The following is a 15,998-nucleotide window of genomic DNA, read 5'->3' on the forward strand; positions in this document are numbered from 1 at the left end:
GGTGTAATAGCAGAGGTCAGTTTATGTTATGGGTAAACCGAATTGACCCAAAGTCAGAAAGACAGGCCGTGCGCGATCTGAACATTCCCGAACAAAGACACCCAGAAAAGGCTCATCGGCCCGACAATTCGCAGCCGAAAAAGCCCAGTTGGATTCGCGTCAAAGCACCCGGTGGTCAGGGTTATGCCGACACGCGCAAGATCATGCGTGACAACAATCTGGTTACGGTCTGCGAAGAAGCCGGATGCCCCAATGTCGGTGAATGTTGGAGCCAGGGCCACGCGACCATGATGATCATGGGCGAGATTTGTACCCGCGGCTGTACCTTTTGCAACATCGCCACCGGTCGCCCGGATTCGCTGGATGCGTTTGAACCTGGTCGCGTTGCTCATGCGGTTGAAAAGCTGGGGTTGAACCATGTGGTCATCACCTCTGTCGACCGCGATGACCTTGCAGATGGCGGGGCAGAGCATTTTGCGCAGACCATTCGCGCCGTGCGTCACCGGTCTCCGGGTACGACGATTGAAATACTGACGCCTGACTTTCTGAAATGCGAGCCGTCCGTTCTAGAAGTTGTCGTTGAGGCAAAGCCAGACGTCTTTAACCATAATCTTGAAACCGTACCCGGCCTCTATCCCGAAGTGCGCCCGGGCGCGCGGTATTTTCACTCTTTGCGTCTATTGCAGCGCGTGAAAGAGCTGGATCCGTCGGTCTTTACCAAATCCGGGATCATGGTCGGTTTGGGTGAGGATGGTCAGCAGGTCCGGCAGGTCATGGATGATATGCGCGCCGCTGAAATTGATTTCCTGACCATCGGTCAGTATCTGCAGCCCACGCCCAAACACCACGGAGTCGATCGGTTCGTAACGCCGGAAGAATTCGCATCCTATGAAAAGGCAGCTTATGGCAAAGGGTTCCTGATGGTATCGGCCACACCTTTGACCCGGTCGTCTTATCACGCCGGAGACGATTTTGCCCGGCTGCGTGAGGCACGCCGGAAAAAGCTGGAACAGGGGTGACACCCGAAGCGCATGCGCGGCTGACACGCCTGCGCCACGACCTGCATCAATATCCCGAACTATCCGGGCACGAGCGTGAGACCGCTGCCCGCATAACAGATCTTTTGCGGGGGTTCGGTGCGGACCATGTGCTTACCGGACTGGGAGGGCATGGCGTTGCCGCGGTTTTTGACAGTGGGCAGGCTGGGCCAACCGTTGGTATCCGGTGCGAATTGGATGGGCTGCCGATTCAAGAACTTGGTACGCACCTATATGTGTCGAAGGTTCCGGGCAAAGGGCATCTGTGTGGCCATGATGGGCACATGGCGATGGTGCTTGGCGTTGCGGAAGACCTGGCGCGTCACCGACCCCAAAAGGGTCGGGTGGTTTTGATCTTTCAACCGGCTGAAGAAACCGGGCAGGGCGCCATCGCCTTTCGCGCGGACCCTCAATTCGCGAAGATCGCGCCGGACTACGTGTTCTCTCTGCACAACCTGCCGAGGTTGGAACTTGGCGCTGTTGAGTTGTGTCAGAGTTCGGCTAACTGCGCCTCGCGCGGGATGAAAATCATCCTGACCGGCAAGACGTCCCATGCGGCTGCGCCTCAGGATGGGATTTCCCCGGCTGAGGCGATGTCCGAACTGGTTTCGAAGCTGGCGAGTTTAGGCGCAGGCGGCGCGTTGGATGCCGATTTTGCGCTGACAACTGTGACGCATGCCCGTTTGGGAGAGCCGACTTTCGGCGTCGCTCCGGGAAAGGCCGAGATCTGGGTGACCTTGCGCACCGTTTCAGATGCCCGGATGCAGAAGCTGATGACCGAGGCCGAGGCACTGGCGCGCCGCGCCGCATCCGCCGACAGTCTGGAGGTTGAGATCACCTATGACGATGTCTTCGAGGCCTGCGTCAATCACAGCGACGCGGTGAGCATCATCGCAACGGCCTGCGCCGAGCGTGGAGTACCGTGCCATTCAACAAAGGCGCCGCAAAAGTTCTCAGAAGATTTCGGGCAATTTGGGAAAGGCGCGAAAACGGCCATGTTCTGGCTGGGGTCGGGGCAGGATCATCCGCAATTGCATAACCCTGACTATGATTTCCCAGACGCACTTATCCCGGTAGGAGTAGACGTATTTGTTGCCGCAATTCGATCACTTAATGGCTGAAACTTCAGTTTACGAGATCGCTCACTATTCCAACGGCATCAATGACTGTCTTAGTGTCATCAGATATCGACAGGATTTCGTCATCCACGCGGATATATCGCTGACCGGCGGGTAGGGGCTTCAACTTCCAGCCGTCCAGGTCATCAAGATAGTCAAAATTCAGATCGTTAGGGAGTTTCTGACCTCGCGTATAACGCTTGATCTGTCCGGGCGGTACACCAACGCCATTATTGGTCTTTATCGACTTTTCGATTTTCGACTTGTCTGAACTTTTCCCTTTGCCCTTGTTGTCTTTTGCGTCCGCAAGACCAACCGTTGCGGCGACGGCACAAGTCGCCAGAAGCCCAATAGACATTACTTTCATAAGCAGAATCCTCCCAAGATGATCGGAGGGTAATCTGTTGTTGAGGGCGTTGTCCAATGGTATTCAATCAAGTGAATGCAAAGGTGCGCAGCAACTTTGACTATTGGAATCTGGGTCTATTTTTACCCTTCTCAGTCTTCGATAAAACGAACCTTACCAATAAATGGCAAGTTGCGATTGCGCTGTGCGTAGTCGATCCCGTAACCCACAACAAACTCATCAGGAATTTCAAACCCGATCCAGTCCGAACGGAAATCGACTTCGCGCCGGCTGGGCTTGTCCAGTAGTGCGATCGAGCGAAGTTTTCCAGGATCGCGGCTTTGCAGCAGATGAGTAACATGGTTCAGCGTGTGCCCGGTGTCGACGATATCCTCGACTACCAGAACGTCGCGACCCTCAATAGCGCCGCGCAGGTCTTTTAGAATGCGGACTTCCCGGCTGCTTTCCATCGCATCCCCGTAGGATGACGCCTCAAGGAAATCCACTTCAATGGGCAAGTCCAATTCGCGCACCAGATCGGCGATAAAGACAAAGCTACCACGCAGCAGGCCGACAACAACCAGCTTGTCGGTTCCGTCGAATTCGGCAGTGATTTCGCGGCAAAGTTCTTCGATCCTGGCGGCAATGGCCTTTGCCGAGATCATCTCATCAATCACATATCCGCGCTGGCTCATCACTGCCCCCTTGATCTTTGGCGCGCAACATACGACATGACGCGCCATTGTCACCTGCAAAAACCGGACGCCATGCCTATACATTCGGAAACGCGACACCTGCCTTACACTGCGCAACAGATGTACGATCTGGTTGCCGATGTAGCAAAGTATCCCGAGTTTTTGCCCTGGTGTGCGGCTGCACGTATCCGACGCTCATATGCAGCAGGAGAGGCACAGGTGATGGAAGCGGACCTGATCATTTCGTTCAAAGTGTTCCGCGAACGCTTTGGCAGCCGGGTTACCCTGTTTGCCGAACAACGCCGGATCGACACGGAATATCTGGATGGGCCCTTCAAATACATGAAGTCGGACTGGCATTTCGAGGACGCGGCAGAAGGCGGGTGCAACGTTTCGTTCCATGTTGATTTCGAATTCAAGAATGCCATTCTTCAGGGTATCATCGGAGTGGTCTTCAATGAGGCGATGCACAGGATCGTGAGGGCGTTCGAGGGCCGGGCAGAGGAATTGTACAGCTAAGTCTTTACCCGAAAGCGGCGCTTGCTAGACTGCGCCACATGACTGATTTTACCACAGCATTGGCCGATTTTGCCTCGGGGCCTGTTGCGACCTCGTCAGAGGCCCGTCTCGTAACCTCTCTGTCTGCGCTGGATTGGGTGGTTGTTGGCCGCGTCGGTGTTAGCGAACCCGTATCTCAGACCGTGCGCGCACTGGTTCTGGATGAAGGGGGCAACCCGCAGGCCCATCTGTTTGGCGGGGGGCTGGCTCCCGTCAGGGCAGCAGGTTTGGTTAACGGAACCATTTCCCACGCTTTGGATTATGATGACACGCATTTTGCGCATATAGGGCACCCTTCGGTCGCAGTTATGCCTGCGGCCTTTGCCCTTTGTGATTGGGACGACCGGATTCTTGTCGATGTCCTTGAGGCCGCTCTTGTCGGGATGGAGGTTTCGATCCGCGTAGGGCTTTGGCTGGGGCGCGCGCATTACCAGGGCGGGTTCCATCAGACCGCGACATCAGGTGCCTTTGGTGCGGCGGTCGCCGCTGGCCGGGTGCTGCGGTTCGATACGGAAAAGATGCGCCGGGTTCTTGGTCTGGCTGCCACCCGCGCCGCAGGGCTGAAAGCTCATTTCGGCACGATGGGGAAGCCCTATAATGCCGGGCTAGCTGCCGCTGCAGGGGTTGAGGCTGCGCTGTTGGTATCCAAGGGGTTTGATCCCAACTCGGATGCGCTTGAGGGGCCCTATGGTTTTGGTGCAACCCATATGGGTCAGTTCGAACAGGCCGCTGCTCTCGATGGAATAGGAGAAACGTGGCTGTTCAAAGATGTAAGCCATAAGTTTCATGCCTGCTGTCATGGGTTGCACGCCGCATTAGAGGCCGCACGTGACCTGGATATTGCAGAGCCCGAAGTAGCCGAGATCAGGATCAAGACCCACCCACGTTGGATGACAGTGTGTAATCAAACCTCTCCGACCACCGGGTTGGGGGCCAAGTTTTCCTACCGGACGGTAATTGCTATGCAAGCGCTGGGATATGACACAGCCTTGCCAGACAGTTTTTCGGATAAGGTATGTGCGGATAGGCGCCTGCAATCGCTGCGGGACCGGATTTCAGTCGAAGCCGATGAGACGCTGTCTGAAACTCAAGCGGATCTGTCTTTGCTGCGCCGCGATGGGGCACGAAAACAGGCCAGCCACGATTTGCTTGGCCCTATGACATTGGCCGACCGGGAAGACCGGGTCAGAAGCAAGGCGGCCAAGCTGATCGGTGCCGAGGACGCAGACGCGATCTGGTCGATGCTGCGTACCGGTGGCCGGACTCGCGATCTGGCGAAAATGCTGGCGCGTTAGACAACGCGCCAGTGCAATGGGAACCCGGGTTCGAATACTGTTACCGGGCCGTCGTCAGTTTCGATCTTGTCGGGATATTCAACGGGATCGCCCTTGGTAAGGGTGATGGTTTCTTTATTAACTGGCAGGCCATAAAACGCAGGTCCGTTCAATGATGTGAACCCTTCCAGCTTGTCCAGCGCACTGGCTTTGTCAAACATCTCGGCCACAAGGGACATTGTGTTTGTAGCGGTGAAGCATCCCGCACAGCCACAGGCCATTTCCTTGTTTGCATCTGTGTGTGGCGCGCTGTCGGTGCCAAGGAAGTAGCAAGACATCCCAGAAGTTGCGGCGCTCATCAAAGCCTGACGATGGGTCTCGCGCTTGGCCACGGGCAAGCAGTAGTAATGCGGTTTGATCCCGCCCACCAGGATGTGATTGCGGTTGATGATCAGGTGATGGGCCGTGATTGTTGCGGCCAGATCATCTCCACCGGATTGCGCATAATTTGCACCCTGAGCCGTCGTGATGTGTTCCATCACGACTCGCAAACCAGGAGTCGCCTGGCGCAGTGGATCAAGTATCGTATCGATGAAAACCTCTTCACGGTCGAAAATGTCGACCTCGGCATCGGTGACTTCACCATGGACACACATCGGCAGACCGATCTCAGCCATTCTCTCAAGCACCGGGCGGACCTTGTCGAAATCACGCACGCCCGAGGCGGAATTGGTGGTTGCGCCTGCGGGATACAGCTTTACGGCCTTGATCAGCCCACTTGCATGGGCTGCGGCGACATCCTCGGCGTCGGTGTCTTCGGTCAGGTACAAGGTCATCAGCGGCTCGAACGGCATGCCTTCGGGCAGGGCGGCCAGAATGCGGTCGCGATATGCGGCGGCCTGATCGCCGCGCACAACTGGCGGAACGAGGTTCGGCATTATGATCGCACGGGCAAAATGGCGTGCTGTTTCGGGCAGAACGGCCTGCAACATGGCGCCATCGCGCAAATGCAGATGCCAGTCATCGGGGCGGCGAATGGTCAGCGTATCAGTCATGCGCACCCGCTAGCACAGCCTCGGCCAAAGACCAACCAAACCGTGAGGATCTGGTGCAAAAACTTCGCCCCTTTGCTGCGATGGCGTCAGGGTGGCGGGGCCGGGGCCTTGACGCCCCCGCGCTTGCATGACCTGTTAAGCAACGAAAGAAAGAGGGTTCCATGACGCAGCAAGATTCCATTGACTCCGTGCAGCAAATGCTGGGCTCGCAAGGTTACGTTTGCGGTCGGGCCTTGGCGACAGTGGTGTTTTTGTCGCTTAAACTGGGCCGCCCACTATTTCTAGAAGGTGAGGCAGGCGTTGGAAAAACCGAAATCGCCAAAGCACTGGCCGCTGGTCTGAACCGCCGTCTGATCCGCCTGCAATGTTATGAGGGGTTGGACGCATCCTCGGCGGTTTACGAATGGAATTTCCCGGCGCAAATGGTGGCGATCCGAACCGCCGAAGCCTCGGGCGGCGCTGACCGGGGTTCGTTGCAGACCGAATTGTTTTCTGACGACTACCTGATCGAGCGTCCGTTGCTGCAGGCCATGCGCCCGGATGAAAACGGGGCACCCGTCCTGTTGATTGACGAACTTGACCGCACGGATGAACCGTTCGAGGCCTTCCTGCTGGAAGCGCTCAGCGATTTTCAGGTCACCATTCCCGAATTGGGCACTGTCAAAGCGCCGGAGCCACCGATTGTCATCGTTACATCGAACCGAACGCGAGAAGTGCATGACGCCCTGAAACGCCGTTGCCTGTACCATTGGGTCGATTACCCGGATTTTGACCGTGAAATTGAAATTCTGAACGCCCGCGCCCCCGAGGTCGCCGAGGCGCTAAGCCGAGAGGTCGTCGCCTTTGTCCAACACCTGCGCACAGAGGATCTGTTCAAGAAACCAGGCGTGGCCGAGACCATCGACTGGGCCAAATGCCTGCTGGCGCTGGACGTCATCAACCTTAGCCCCGAAGTGATCGGCGACACGCTGGGAGCGATCCTGAAATATCAGGACGATATCCAGCAACTGCAAGGGTCCGAGGCGAAACGCATTCTGGATGAAGCCAAGGCGTCGCTGGAACCTGCCTGATGGCTGAACAGATCCCTCTCGACATCCCCGACAACCCAAAACTGGCGCAGAATATCACTCATTTCGCGCGGGCTTTGCGCAAGGCCGGGTTGCCCATCGGCACCGGTCGGGTCGTGGATGCGATCCGGGCGGTTCAGGTTGCGGGCTTCTCGGAGAAGCGCGACTTTTACTGGACGTTGCACGCTTGTTTCGTGACCCGACCCGAGCATCGGGCAGTATTTGCGCAGATTTTCCGCATGTATTGGCGCGACCCTCGTTACATGGAACACATGATGTCCATGATGCTGCCCGCGATCCGCGGCGTTCAGGAAGAGCGCAAGGCCGAAGCTGCAGAGAAACGCGCGGCCGAGGCTCTGCTGGACGGCGTCGAACGGGACTTGCCTGACAGCTCTGACATCGAGGAAGAAACTGAGCTGGAGATAGATGCGTCGCGGACCGCGTCCTCGGAAGAACGGTTGCGCAATCTAGACTTTGAGCAAATGAGCACCGAAGAAATTGCCTTGGCCAAGCGCATTCTGGCACAGCTCAAATTGCCGGTAAAACCAATCGAGTCGCGCCGAGGCCAAGCCAGCCACTTTGGGCATCGGATCGACCGCGCCCGCACGCTGCGCGCATCCATGCGGCAGGGTGGTGAACTGCGGGACATCGCGTATTTGAAGCCGAAACAACGGTGGCCGAACCTTGTCGTTCTCTGCGATATTTCAGGATCTATGAGCCAGTACTCTCGTATCATCCTGCATTTCCTGCATGCGGTTTCAAACGTCAAAGGCGCGGGATGGGCCAAGGTTCATGCGTTTACATTCGGTACGAGGTTGACGAATATCACCCGGCACCTGCGCCAACGCGATGTGGATGCTGCCCTGTCGGCGGCAGGGGCCGAGGCGCAAGATTGGGAGGGTGGCACGCGGATCGGGGAATGCCTGCACGCTTTTAACCGTGACTGGTCGCGCCGGGTTCTGGGGCAGGGTGCGATGGTGTTGTTGATTACGGATGGTCTGGATCGGGGCGAACCCGAGGTGCTTGGAAAAGAAATCCAGCGCCTGCATCTGTCAGCCCGCCGGTTGATCTGGCTAAACCCTTTGTTGCGCTGGGATGGCTTTGCGCCAAAAGCGCAGGGGGTGGCGGCGATGCTTCCCCATGTTGACAGCTTTCGGGCCGGTCATTCCATTGCGTCGCTGGAAGATCTGGCCAAAGTCATCTCAAAACCGGATGACATGGGTGAGAAAGCGCGGTTGATGGCCGCGCTTTCGAAGTAGGTCTCAACCAAGCTGTTCTTCGTTGCACTTACGCGCCATTTCCATCGCTTTGTACGTACCGGTCAGATCAACGGTGAAGGCGAATTTCTTTTCGGGGAACACAACCATAACTTTCTGTTTGGCAAGGTCTTCGGCAAACTTGGGGTCATTCGACAGCACATAGCCACCCGAATAGCCTTTGGTGATGTTGCCCTTCATGCCGGTGGCTTCTCCAAGATACAGGTTTTCGCCCAGCAGGATCGCCACAGCCTCGGTTTCGCCACGCTTGATGTTGGTTTCAGCTTTGGTGAATACGCCAACATATCCCACGCCGCGGTCTTCGGTCAGACCCATTTGAACCACGTTTTCCGCGTCATCAACAGCTTCGATCAGGCAGGATTTCTTGTCTTCGTCGATGAAGATTTTCCATCCGTCCACTTCGCCATAGCGCAGGAAGGTATCTGCGCTGGCCACTGTCGCCGCTAGCATTCCCAATACCGATCCGAGTGTAATAATGTGTTTCAAGTCTCTGTCTCCTTTTGAAAATTATCTGCGTCACAGCTGCGCATGATCCGCGTTTAGGTCAGAATCGGGAGGGCTGGCAATCAATGCTTGGGATGTTCGGCTGAAACCCGCGGGGCTTTGCATAGCATTTGGAATTTCTTTCAAGGCCCATGAGTTAGCCTGATGGTTTACTTTTCATCCTGCCAAACCTGCCTATGTTGGTGCGGGAAACGCCAGGAGGGCGATATGGACAGATTCGACAACAGCCCCGAGACTGCTCTGGATTGGTATGAAACGGGAAAGCCAGTTGCGCTGGCTACGGTTGTTCAGACCTGGGGCAGTGCCCCCAGACGTGTTGGCGCTCAGCTTGTGATAGCAGGTGATGGCCGCTTTGAGGGGTCAGTATCGGGTGGCTGTGTCGAAGGTGCGGTTGTTGTCGAGGCGTTGGAAGCGATCAAAGAGGGTGAAGCGCGCCTACTTGAATTCGGGGTCAGTGACGAAGATGCTTTTGCCGTCGGGCTGGCCTGTGGCGGAACAATTCGGGTACTGGTCGAACCTATTGGATCGGTCCTTCCTGAAAGCATATTGCGCGATCTGGTCGCTGCACGCGCGCAGCGCGAGCCTGTGGCTTATGAGGTGAATATCGAATCCGGCCATCGTGCGTTGCAGCGCGATCGTTATCCCGAACGCATGCGCATGGACCGGTCCGGTTTCGAAGAGGATGCGAAGACATTTGTTTCGGTCCACAATCCGCCCTTGCGGTTGATAGTGGTCGGGGCCGTTCATATTGCTCAGGCCCTGGTCCCGATGGCGCGAATTGCGGGGTACGACCCTGCGATTGTGGATCCGCGAGATGCGTTTGCAACCGCCGCAAGATTCCCTCAGGAAACCGTGCTGACGGATTGGCCGGATGAGGCCGTTGCAAAGCTTGGAATGGATGCGCGAACGGCTGTTGTCTTGCTGACCCATGATCCAAAACTGGATGATCCCGCGTTAGAGGCCGCCCTGAGAGTCGGTGTGTTCTATATTGGGGCGCTGGGGTCTAATCGAACGCATGCGAAACGCGTCACCCGGATGAAAGAAGCCGGATTTACTGAAGGGCAGATTTCACAGATTCACGGTCCCGTAGGCTTGGATATCGGTGCCGCCGATCCTGCGGAAATTGCGGTTTCCATATTGGCCGAAATGACTGCGGTGTTGCGGGGCAAAGCATGAAGTTTGGCTCGGTTCCTTTGCGCGAGGCCGCTGGTGCAATTCTGGCGCATTCAGTGAAAGCCCAAGACACAAAGCTGCGTAAGGGCCTTTTGCTCACGCAAACTCATCTGGATGAAATGGCCGCCGCCGGGTTGACCTCGGTCACTGTTGCGCAGCTGGAACCCGGTGATTGTCACGAAAACGACGCTGCCCGGAGTTTGGCAGAGGCTTTGGCCCCGGACCCGGCAACCGTGGGATTGCGCGTCACCGAGCCGTTCACAGGGCGCGTTAACCTCTTGGCGAGAGGCCCCGGAGTCGCTGTTCTGGACGTACAGGCGCTGGAAGCGTTCAACTTGGTTAACCCGATGATTACCGTGGCCACAGTTCCCCAATATCAACAGATGGGATCAGGCGGGATGGTGGCGACGATCAAAGTCATTTCTTATGCCGTCCCCGGCGAAGATGTGGCGCGTGCCTCGGCGCTGGCACAAGGGGCGGTGCGCCTGTCTGGCCCGGTGTTTCGCAGTGCCGGCCTGATCGTCACAGACATCCCCGGAGGTGTTTCGAACGACAAGGGTATTGCCGCAATCCGAGGGCGTGTCGAAGCCCTGGGTATGGGTTTGGATGACATTCGGGTGGTGCCACATGAGATTCAGGCGCTGTCTGCTGCATTGACGGGTGTTAAAGGGGATATTGTCCTGATCTTGACGGGCTCAGCAACTTCGGATGCACATGATGTCGCGCCGCAGGCTGTTCGTGTTGCAGGCGGTCAGGTGGATCGGTTTGGAATGCCAGTAGATCCGGGCAACCTGTTGTTCTCCGGTCTGCTGGACGCCAGACCTGTAATCGGTTTGCCGGGGTGTGCGCGTTCTCCCGCACTGAACGGTGCGGATTGGGTTTTGTCGCGCGTGGCTTGCGGGATTGAAACGACAGCGGCGCATATTGCAGGCATGGGGGTCGGTGGATTGCTCAAGGAAATCCCGACCCGGCCACAGCCACGCGCATCTATCAAGCGGTAAGGCGTTTGACATCAATTTAAGACCCAGATCGGGCCGATTTGTTCGGCATTGTGATCTGTCCTAAACGGCGCCCTGCGAAATTTTTGTTCTCAAACAATAAGTCCCGTGTTTAACTCGACAGAGAAAAATATGACATGGGAGGAACTTATGACACAGGTCACCATGACCGTGAACGGGAGGTCTGTTAGCGGAGAGGTTGAGGGTCGGACGTTGTTGTCTGGATTTTTACGTGATCATCTGTCGCTGACCGGAACGCATGTTGGATGTGACACGGCGCAATGTGGGGCGTGTGTTGTTCATGTGAATGGCGCGGCGGTGAAGTCGTGCAACATGCTTGCACTGGAAGCGGACGGGTCTGAGGTCGCCACGATTGAGGGCCAGGCCGCTGAGGATGGGTCTTTGAACGTGATTCAGCAGGCGTTTCAGGATCATCACGGGTTGCAATGCGGGTTTTGTACGCCGGGCATGGTGATGAGCGCCGCCGCCTTGCTGAAAGAGAACCCGCGCCCGAGCGAAGCCGAGATTCGAAAGTATCTGGAAGGCAACCTGTGCCGCTGCACAGGCTATCACAACATTGTCAAAGCGATCATGGCCGCATCGGGCCAGGACGTAAGCGGCATCGCTGCCGAGTAATACCGACGTAAAGAATTTTCGACGAAAATTCTTTTTCAGGGAGGAGAACAAGCAATGCCCAAAGACAGTGGCATCGGAGCCAGTTCCAAACGGCGCGAGGACGTGCGCTTTTTAACCGGAGCAGGCAATTACACCGACGATATCAACGTGCATGGCCAGGCCTATGTGCATTTTCTGCGGTCCGACATCGCGCATGGCCGGATCAACAGTATCGACACCTCGTCTGCCGAGGCCATGCCGGGCGTGGTCAAAGTGTTTACCGGCAAGGATTTCGAAGGCGTGGGCGGCATGCCCTGTGGCTGGGAAGTGACCGACAAGCACGGCGCACCGATGCAGGAACCTCCGCATCCCATTTTGGCACAGGGTAAAGTGCGCCATGTGGGCGATCCGATTGCTGCTGTGGTCGCCGATAGCCTGGAACAGGCCCGCGACGCGGCTGAGGCGATCGAGCTTGATATCGAGGAGCTGCCCGCCGTGATCGACATGAAGGCCGCCGCGCAAGAAGGCGCAACGCTGGTCCATGACGATCTGAAGAACAACATCTGCTATGATTGGCAGTTGGGCGAAACCGATGATGCCAAGGTCAATGAGGTCTTTGCCAATGCGGCCCATGTCACCACGCTGGATCTGGTGAACAACCGTCTGGTTGCCAATCCGATGGAGCCGCGTGTGGCGGTGGGCGAGTACAGCCGCGGCACCGAAGAATACACGCTTTATACCACGTCGCAGAACCCGCATGTGATCCGCCTGTTGATGTGTGCCTTTGTTCTGGGTCTGCCCGAACACAAGGTGCGCGTGGTCGCGCCGGATGTGGGTGGCGGCTTTGGCACCAAGATCTTCCACTATGCCGAAGAGGCGTTCTGCACCTTCGCCGCCAAGGCTTGTAACCGCCCGGTCAAATGGACCTCGAGCCGGTCCGAGGCGTTCATGTCAGACGCGCATGGGCGCGACCATGTCGGACAGATCGAACTGGCGCTGGATGCGGACAATAACTTTATCGGTCTGCGCACCAACACCTATGCAAATATGGGTGCGTATCTGTCGACCTTCTCCAGCTCGGTACCGACATGGCTGCACGGGACGCTGATGGCGGGCAACTACAAGACGCCAGTCATTCAGGTCAACGTCAAGGCGATGTTCACCAATACGGTCCCGGTGGATGCCTATCGCGGCGCGGGCCGTCCTGAGGCGACGTTCCAGTTGGAGCGGGTCGTGGACAAGGCAGCGCGTGAACTGGGTGTCGATCCGATCGCCCTGCGCCGGCAGAACTTCATCACCCAGTTCCCCTATGACACACCGGTGGCGCTGACCTATGACACAGGCGATTATAATGGGACGATGGACAAGCTTGAGTCCGCTGCTGATCTGGCAGGCTTTGCCGCGCGTCGCGCTGAAAGCGAGGCCAAGGGCAAGCTGCGGGGTCTGGGCGTCAACTGTTATATCGAGGCTTGCGGTATCGCGCCGTCGAACATCGTTGGCATGCTGGGGGCCCGTGCGGGTCTGTATGATGCGGCGACTGTGCGGGTGAATGCCACCGGCTCGATCAGCGTCATGGTAGGTGCCCATAGCCACGGGCAGGGGCATGAAACGGCCTTCCCGCAGGTTGTGGCGGACATGATCGGTATCGACGAGTCGATGATCGAGATCGTGCATGGCGACACGTCGAAGATTCCGTTTGGCATGGGCACCTATGGCTCGCGGTCTTTGGCGGTCTGTGGATCGGCGATGGTCAAGGCAACCGAGAAAGTGATCGACAAGGCCAAGAAGATCGCGGCGCATCTGTTGGAGGCGTCCGAGGCTGATATCGAGCTGAAGGACGGTCAGTTCAGCGTGGCAGGGACCGACAAGTCGGTGGCCTGGGGTGACGTCACCCTGACGGCCTATGTGCCGCATAACTTTCCGCTGGAGGTCGAGCCCGGGCTGGAGGAGACCGCCTTTTATGACCCGGCCAACTTTACCTTCCCGGCTGGCGCCTATGCCTGTGAGGTCGAGGTTGACCCCGAAACCGGCCGGGTCACCATCGAAGCCTTCACTGCCGCTGATGACTTTGGCAATATCGTCAACCCGATGATCGTGGATGGTCAGGTGCATGGCGGCATCGGTCAGGGCATCGGTCAGGCATTGCTTGAAAACTGTGCCTATGACGAAAACGGTCAGCTGCTGAGCGCATCCTTCATGGACTATGCGATGCCGCGTGCCGATGATGTGCCGTTCTATGCGGTGGATCATTCCAGCCAGACGCCCTGTACGCATAACCCGTTGGGTGTGAAGGGTTGTGGTGAGGCCGGGGCAATCGGTTCACCACCTGCGGTGGTCAACGCGGTGCTGGATGCGTTGAATTCAGGCGGCAAAGCCATCGATCATATCGATATGCCGGTGAGTCCATCGCGTGTCTGGACCGCGATGCACGGGTGAGAGGTTGGGGTGCGAGGGGTCAACCCCTCGCGCTCCCCGAGATATTCATAGCCAGATGAAGGGCGGATCAGCGCCTTTCGGAAAGGAAGACGAAATGTACAATTTCGAATTTGAGAAACCCTCGACCATAGCCGGCGCGGTTGCCGCTTTAGGGGCTGAGGATGCGCAGGCGTTGGGTGGTGGGCAAACCCTGATCCCGACGCTGAAACAACGATTGGCTGCGCCATCGGCACTCGTCTCGCTCAGCGGAATTCCCGAAATGCAGGGCGTCTGTGTTGGGGATGACGGGTCGGTTTCTATCGGTGGCGCAACGCCGCATGCAGTTGTTGCGCAAGAGGCAGCGGGATCATACCCGGCGCTGGCCGCATTGGCCGGTCAGATCGGTGATCCGGCGGTGCGCAACCGCGGCACGATTGGCGGCTCGGTTGCGAATAACGATCCGGCGGCCTGTTACCCGGCGGGTGTGCTCGGATCCGGGGCCACGATCGTGACCAACGCCCGTCAGATTGCGGCGGATGCGTTTTTTGATGGCATGTTCTCGACCGCACTGGATGAGGGTGAGATCATCACATCCATCCGCTTTCCGGTGCCACAGGCCGCGAGTTATCAGAAGTTCTTGCAGCCAGCCTCGCGCTTTGCGTTGGTGGGTGTCTATCTGGCCCGGTTCGCCGACGGTGTGCGTGTGGCGGTCACGGGCGCCAGCGAGGATGGGGTGTTCCGCTGGTCCGAAGCAGAACAGGCGCTGAATACTGAATTCCGACCGGACGCGTTGATGGGGCTGAACATCAACCCGGCCAACATGATCGGCGATCTTCATGGCAGCAAAGCGTATCGCGCGCATCTGGTCAGTGTGATGACCAAGCGGGCTGTGCTGGCCTGCATGTAAGTAAATCGGCTTTTAGTCGCAAAGCCTCGGGGTGTGTCCCTCGGGGCTTTTTCTATTTTCGGCGAATTTTCGGAAGCTTGTTTGGCTGCCAATAGGCTCCGGTATCTTCGCGCGCCTTTTGATAGGCCTCAACGCGGTGCGCTGCTGTTTTACCACCGGCGTCAAATAAATGGCCGATGAGACATTCCAACACAGCCATGACACCGGTAAAGCTCGAGGTGTGATGTTGTGACCTTGTGCTGACGTTAAAGGCGACATCCGGCTCGACACCCGGCGCAATGACTTCGCTGTCCGAGATCAGGATGACCCGAAGCCCCTTTTCCCGGGCGAACCTTATGGATTTAATCGTCTCCGCAGAATAGGGGCTGACCGTGATTGCCAGCAGACAGTCCTTGTCATCGGCATCCAGCAGATCATCAGTGGCCGAGCCAATGTGGCGGGGGATCAACTGAATGCCCGGGTGCGCCATGCGCCCGTTATAGGAGAAATAATAGGCCAGCGCGTAACTAGCACGAGTGGCTGTTACGAAGCACCGGCGGGACCCGAGTATATGTTCAATGGCCAGATGCGCTGTGTCGGGCCTCATCAATCGCAGCGACCTGACAACGACATTCTGTTCGTTGCGGGCAAGCTTGGCTTGAAGTTGACCATGGGCTCCTTCAGCGTGCATGTGGGTTTGCCAGGCAGGGCCAAGGAATTCTTCGTTATCCGTCGCCAGATTTTGACGGAACGGAGAGCGGAAGGCCTGAAACCCACCATAGCCCATATACTGGGCAAGCCTGACAAGGACATTTGCACTGACACCGATCTTCTCGGCAGTTACCCGTATCGGGTCGAGGCCAAAATCCGCGGGGTGATCTATGATGTATTTGGCTGCCGCCTGAAGTCTGGGCGGCATCTGGTCGATGTTTTTCCTCAGGTGATCTGTCAGCTGGCGTTGGGTCTCTGTCATGAAAAAA

Annotated in this window: 16 protein-coding genes; 11 read left to right on the forward strand and 5 right to left on the reverse strand. The window is 57.3% G+C overall.

Annotated features, from left to right (window positions below):
- The first annotated feature begins 68 nt into the window (after positions 1–68).
- Both lipA and AC2FIM_RS01525 read left to right on the forward strand, forming a co-directional pair.
- Positions 69–1,019, forward strand: coding sequence for a lipoyl synthase (lipA, locus tag AC2FIM_RS01520; RefSeq protein WP_496677753.1), 951 nt, complete (start codon positions 69–71; stop codon positions 1,017–1,019).
- On the forward strand, positions 1,016–2,158 hold the full coding sequence (locus AC2FIM_RS01525) for an amidohydrolase (RefSeq protein ID WP_142634129.1): 1,143 nt from the start codon (positions 1,016–1,018) through the stop codon (positions 2,156–2,158). Before lipA ends, AC2FIM_RS01525 begins: the two co-directional genes overlap by 4 nt.
- Positions 2,159–2,162: 4 nt before the next feature.
- Here AC2FIM_RS01525 and AC2FIM_RS01530 read toward each other — a convergent pair whose 3' ends face one another.
- Both AC2FIM_RS01530 and hpt read right to left on the reverse strand, forming a co-directional pair.
- Complete coding sequence (locus AC2FIM_RS01530) at positions 2,163–2,522, reverse strand: hypothetical protein (protein ID WP_142634127.1); 360 nt, start codon at positions 2,520–2,522, stop codon at positions 2,163–2,165.
- Positions 2,523–2,653: 131 nt separating this feature from the next.
- A complete protein-coding gene (gene hpt, locus AC2FIM_RS01535) occupies positions 2,654–3,196 on the reverse strand; it encodes a hypoxanthine phosphoribosyltransferase (RefSeq protein WP_142634125.1) in 543 nt (180 codons plus the stop codon).
- A 72-nt stretch (positions 3,197–3,268) separates the two neighbouring features.
- Between hpt and AC2FIM_RS01540 the strand changes: the two genes are divergently transcribed.
- Both AC2FIM_RS01540 and AC2FIM_RS01545 read left to right on the forward strand, forming a co-directional pair.
- A complete protein-coding gene (locus AC2FIM_RS01540) occupies positions 3,269–3,715 on the forward strand; it encodes a type II toxin-antitoxin system RatA family toxin (protein WP_142634123.1) in 447 nt (148 codons plus the stop codon).
- Positions 3,716–3,753: 38 nt separating this feature from the next.
- A complete protein-coding gene (locus AC2FIM_RS01545; protein ID WP_496677752.1) occupies positions 3,754–5,049 on the forward strand; it encodes an MmgE/PrpD family protein in 1,296 nt (431 codons plus the stop codon).
- Here the strand turns inward: AC2FIM_RS01545 and pyrC are convergent.
- Positions 5,046–6,083: a dihydroorotase gene (gene pyrC, locus AC2FIM_RS01550; RefSeq protein ID WP_281994693.1), complete on the reverse strand. Its 1,038-nt coding sequence runs from the start codon at positions 6,081–6,083 to the stop codon at positions 5,046–5,048. The genes AC2FIM_RS01545 and pyrC overlap by 4 nt on opposite strands.
- A 161-nt stretch (positions 6,084–6,244) precedes the next feature.
- Between pyrC and AC2FIM_RS01555 the strand changes: the two genes are divergently transcribed.
- Complete coding sequence (locus tag AC2FIM_RS01555) at positions 6,245–7,153, forward strand: AAA family ATPase (RefSeq protein ID WP_496677751.1); 909 nt, start codon at positions 6,245–6,247, stop codon at positions 7,151–7,153.
- Positions 7,153–8,409 (forward strand): vWA domain-containing protein, encoded by a 1,257-nt coding sequence (locus AC2FIM_RS01560; protein WP_496731709.1) that lies wholly within the window; start codon positions 7,153–7,155, stop codon positions 8,407–8,409. Before AC2FIM_RS01555 ends, AC2FIM_RS01560 begins: the two co-directional genes overlap by 1 nt.
- 3 nt (positions 8,410–8,412) lie before the next feature.
- Here the strand turns inward: AC2FIM_RS01560 and AC2FIM_RS01565 are convergent, their stop codons facing one another.
- On the reverse strand, positions 8,413–8,913 hold the full coding sequence (locus AC2FIM_RS01565) for a hypothetical protein (protein WP_496731711.1): 501 nt from the start codon (positions 8,911–8,913) through the stop codon (positions 8,413–8,415).
- Positions 8,914–9,138: 225 nt separating this feature from the next.
- Here AC2FIM_RS01565 and AC2FIM_RS01570 point away from each other — a divergent pair, with 225 nt between their 5' ends.
- The 5 genes from AC2FIM_RS01570 (at position 9,139) to AC2FIM_RS01590 (ending at position 15,039) form a co-directional block, all read left to right on the forward strand.
- Positions 9,139–10,107, forward strand: coding sequence for an XdhC family protein (locus AC2FIM_RS01570; protein ID WP_496707827.1), 969 nt, complete (start codon positions 9,139–9,141; stop codon positions 10,105–10,107).
- A complete protein-coding gene (locus AC2FIM_RS01575) occupies positions 10,104–11,105 on the forward strand; it encodes a molybdopterin-binding protein (protein WP_496707826.1) in 1,002 nt (333 codons plus the stop codon). The genes AC2FIM_RS01570 and AC2FIM_RS01575 overlap by 4 nt, the downstream gene beginning before the upstream one ends.
- Before the next feature lie 147 nt (positions 11,106–11,252).
- Positions 11,253–11,738: a (2Fe-2S)-binding protein gene (locus tag AC2FIM_RS01580; RefSeq protein WP_142634109.1), complete on the forward strand. Its 486-nt coding sequence runs from the start codon at positions 11,253–11,255 to the stop codon at positions 11,736–11,738.
- 54 nt (positions 11,739–11,792) lie between these two features.
- A complete protein-coding gene (locus AC2FIM_RS01585) occupies positions 11,793–14,153 on the forward strand; it encodes a xanthine dehydrogenase family protein molybdopterin-binding subunit (protein WP_142634107.1) in 2,361 nt (786 codons plus the stop codon).
- A gap of 94 nt (positions 14,154–14,247) precedes the next feature.
- Entirely contained in the window at positions 14,248–15,039 is a 792-nt protein-coding gene (locus AC2FIM_RS01590) for an FAD binding domain-containing protein (protein ID WP_271946840.1), read from the forward strand.
- 52 nt (positions 15,040–15,091) lie between these two features.
- Here AC2FIM_RS01590 and AC2FIM_RS01595 read toward each other — a convergent pair whose 3' ends face one another.
- Complete coding sequence (locus tag AC2FIM_RS01595) at positions 15,092–15,991, reverse strand: MurR/RpiR family transcriptional regulator (RefSeq protein WP_271946843.1); 900 nt, start codon at positions 15,989–15,991, stop codon at positions 15,092–15,094.
- Between the last annotated feature and the right edge of the window lie 7 nt (positions 15,992–15,998).

The organism is Ruegeria sp. CDSC052 (assembly GCF_059610685.1).

Bases quoted from the DNA above. Each gene is read 5' to 3' on its own strand.
- AC2FIM_RS01530 (WP_142634127.1), bottom strand. From the start codon at position 2,522: ATGAAAGTAATGTCTATTGGGCTTCTGGCGACTTGTGCCGTCGCCGCA.
- hpt (WP_142634125.1), bottom strand. From the start codon at position 3,196: ATGAGCCAGCGCGGATATGTGATTGATGAGATGATCTCGGCAAAGGCC.
- AC2FIM_RS01540 (WP_142634123.1), top strand. From the start codon at position 3,269: ATGCCTATACATTCGGAAACGCGACACCTGCCTTACACTGCGCAACAG.
- AC2FIM_RS01545 (WP_496677752.1), top strand. From the start codon at position 3,754: ATGACTGATTTTACCACAGCATTGGCCGATTTTGCCTCGGGGCCTGTT.
- pyrC (WP_281994693.1), bottom strand. From the start codon at position 6,083: ATGACTGATACGCTGACCATTCGCCGCCCCGATGACTGGCATCTGCAT.
- AC2FIM_RS01555 (WP_496677751.1), top strand. From the start codon at position 6,245: ATGACGCAGCAAGATTCCATTGACTCCGTGCAGCAAATGCTGGGCTCG.
- AC2FIM_RS01560 (WP_496731709.1), top strand. From the start codon at position 7,153: ATGGCTGAACAGATCCCTCTCGACATCCCCGACAACCCAAAACTGGCG.
- AC2FIM_RS01570 (WP_496707827.1), top strand. From the start codon at position 9,139: ATGGACAGATTCGACAACAGCCCCGAGACTGCTCTGGATTGGTATGAA.
- AC2FIM_RS01575 (WP_496707826.1), top strand. From the start codon at position 10,104: ATGAAGTTTGGCTCGGTTCCTTTGCGCGAGGCCGCTGGTGCAATTCTG.
- AC2FIM_RS01580 (WP_142634109.1), top strand. From the start codon at position 11,253: ATGACACAGGTCACCATGACCGTGAACGGGAGGTCTGTTAGCGGAGAG.
- AC2FIM_RS01585 (WP_142634107.1), top strand. From the start codon at position 11,793: ATGCCCAAAGACAGTGGCATCGGAGCCAGTTCCAAACGGCGCGAGGAC.
- AC2FIM_RS01590 (WP_271946840.1), top strand. From the start codon at position 14,248: ATGTACAATTTCGAATTTGAGAAACCCTCGACCATAGCCGGCGCGGTT.
- AC2FIM_RS01595 (WP_271946843.1), bottom strand. From the start codon at position 15,991: ATGACAGAGACCCAACGCCAGCTGACAGATCACCTGAGGAAAAACATC.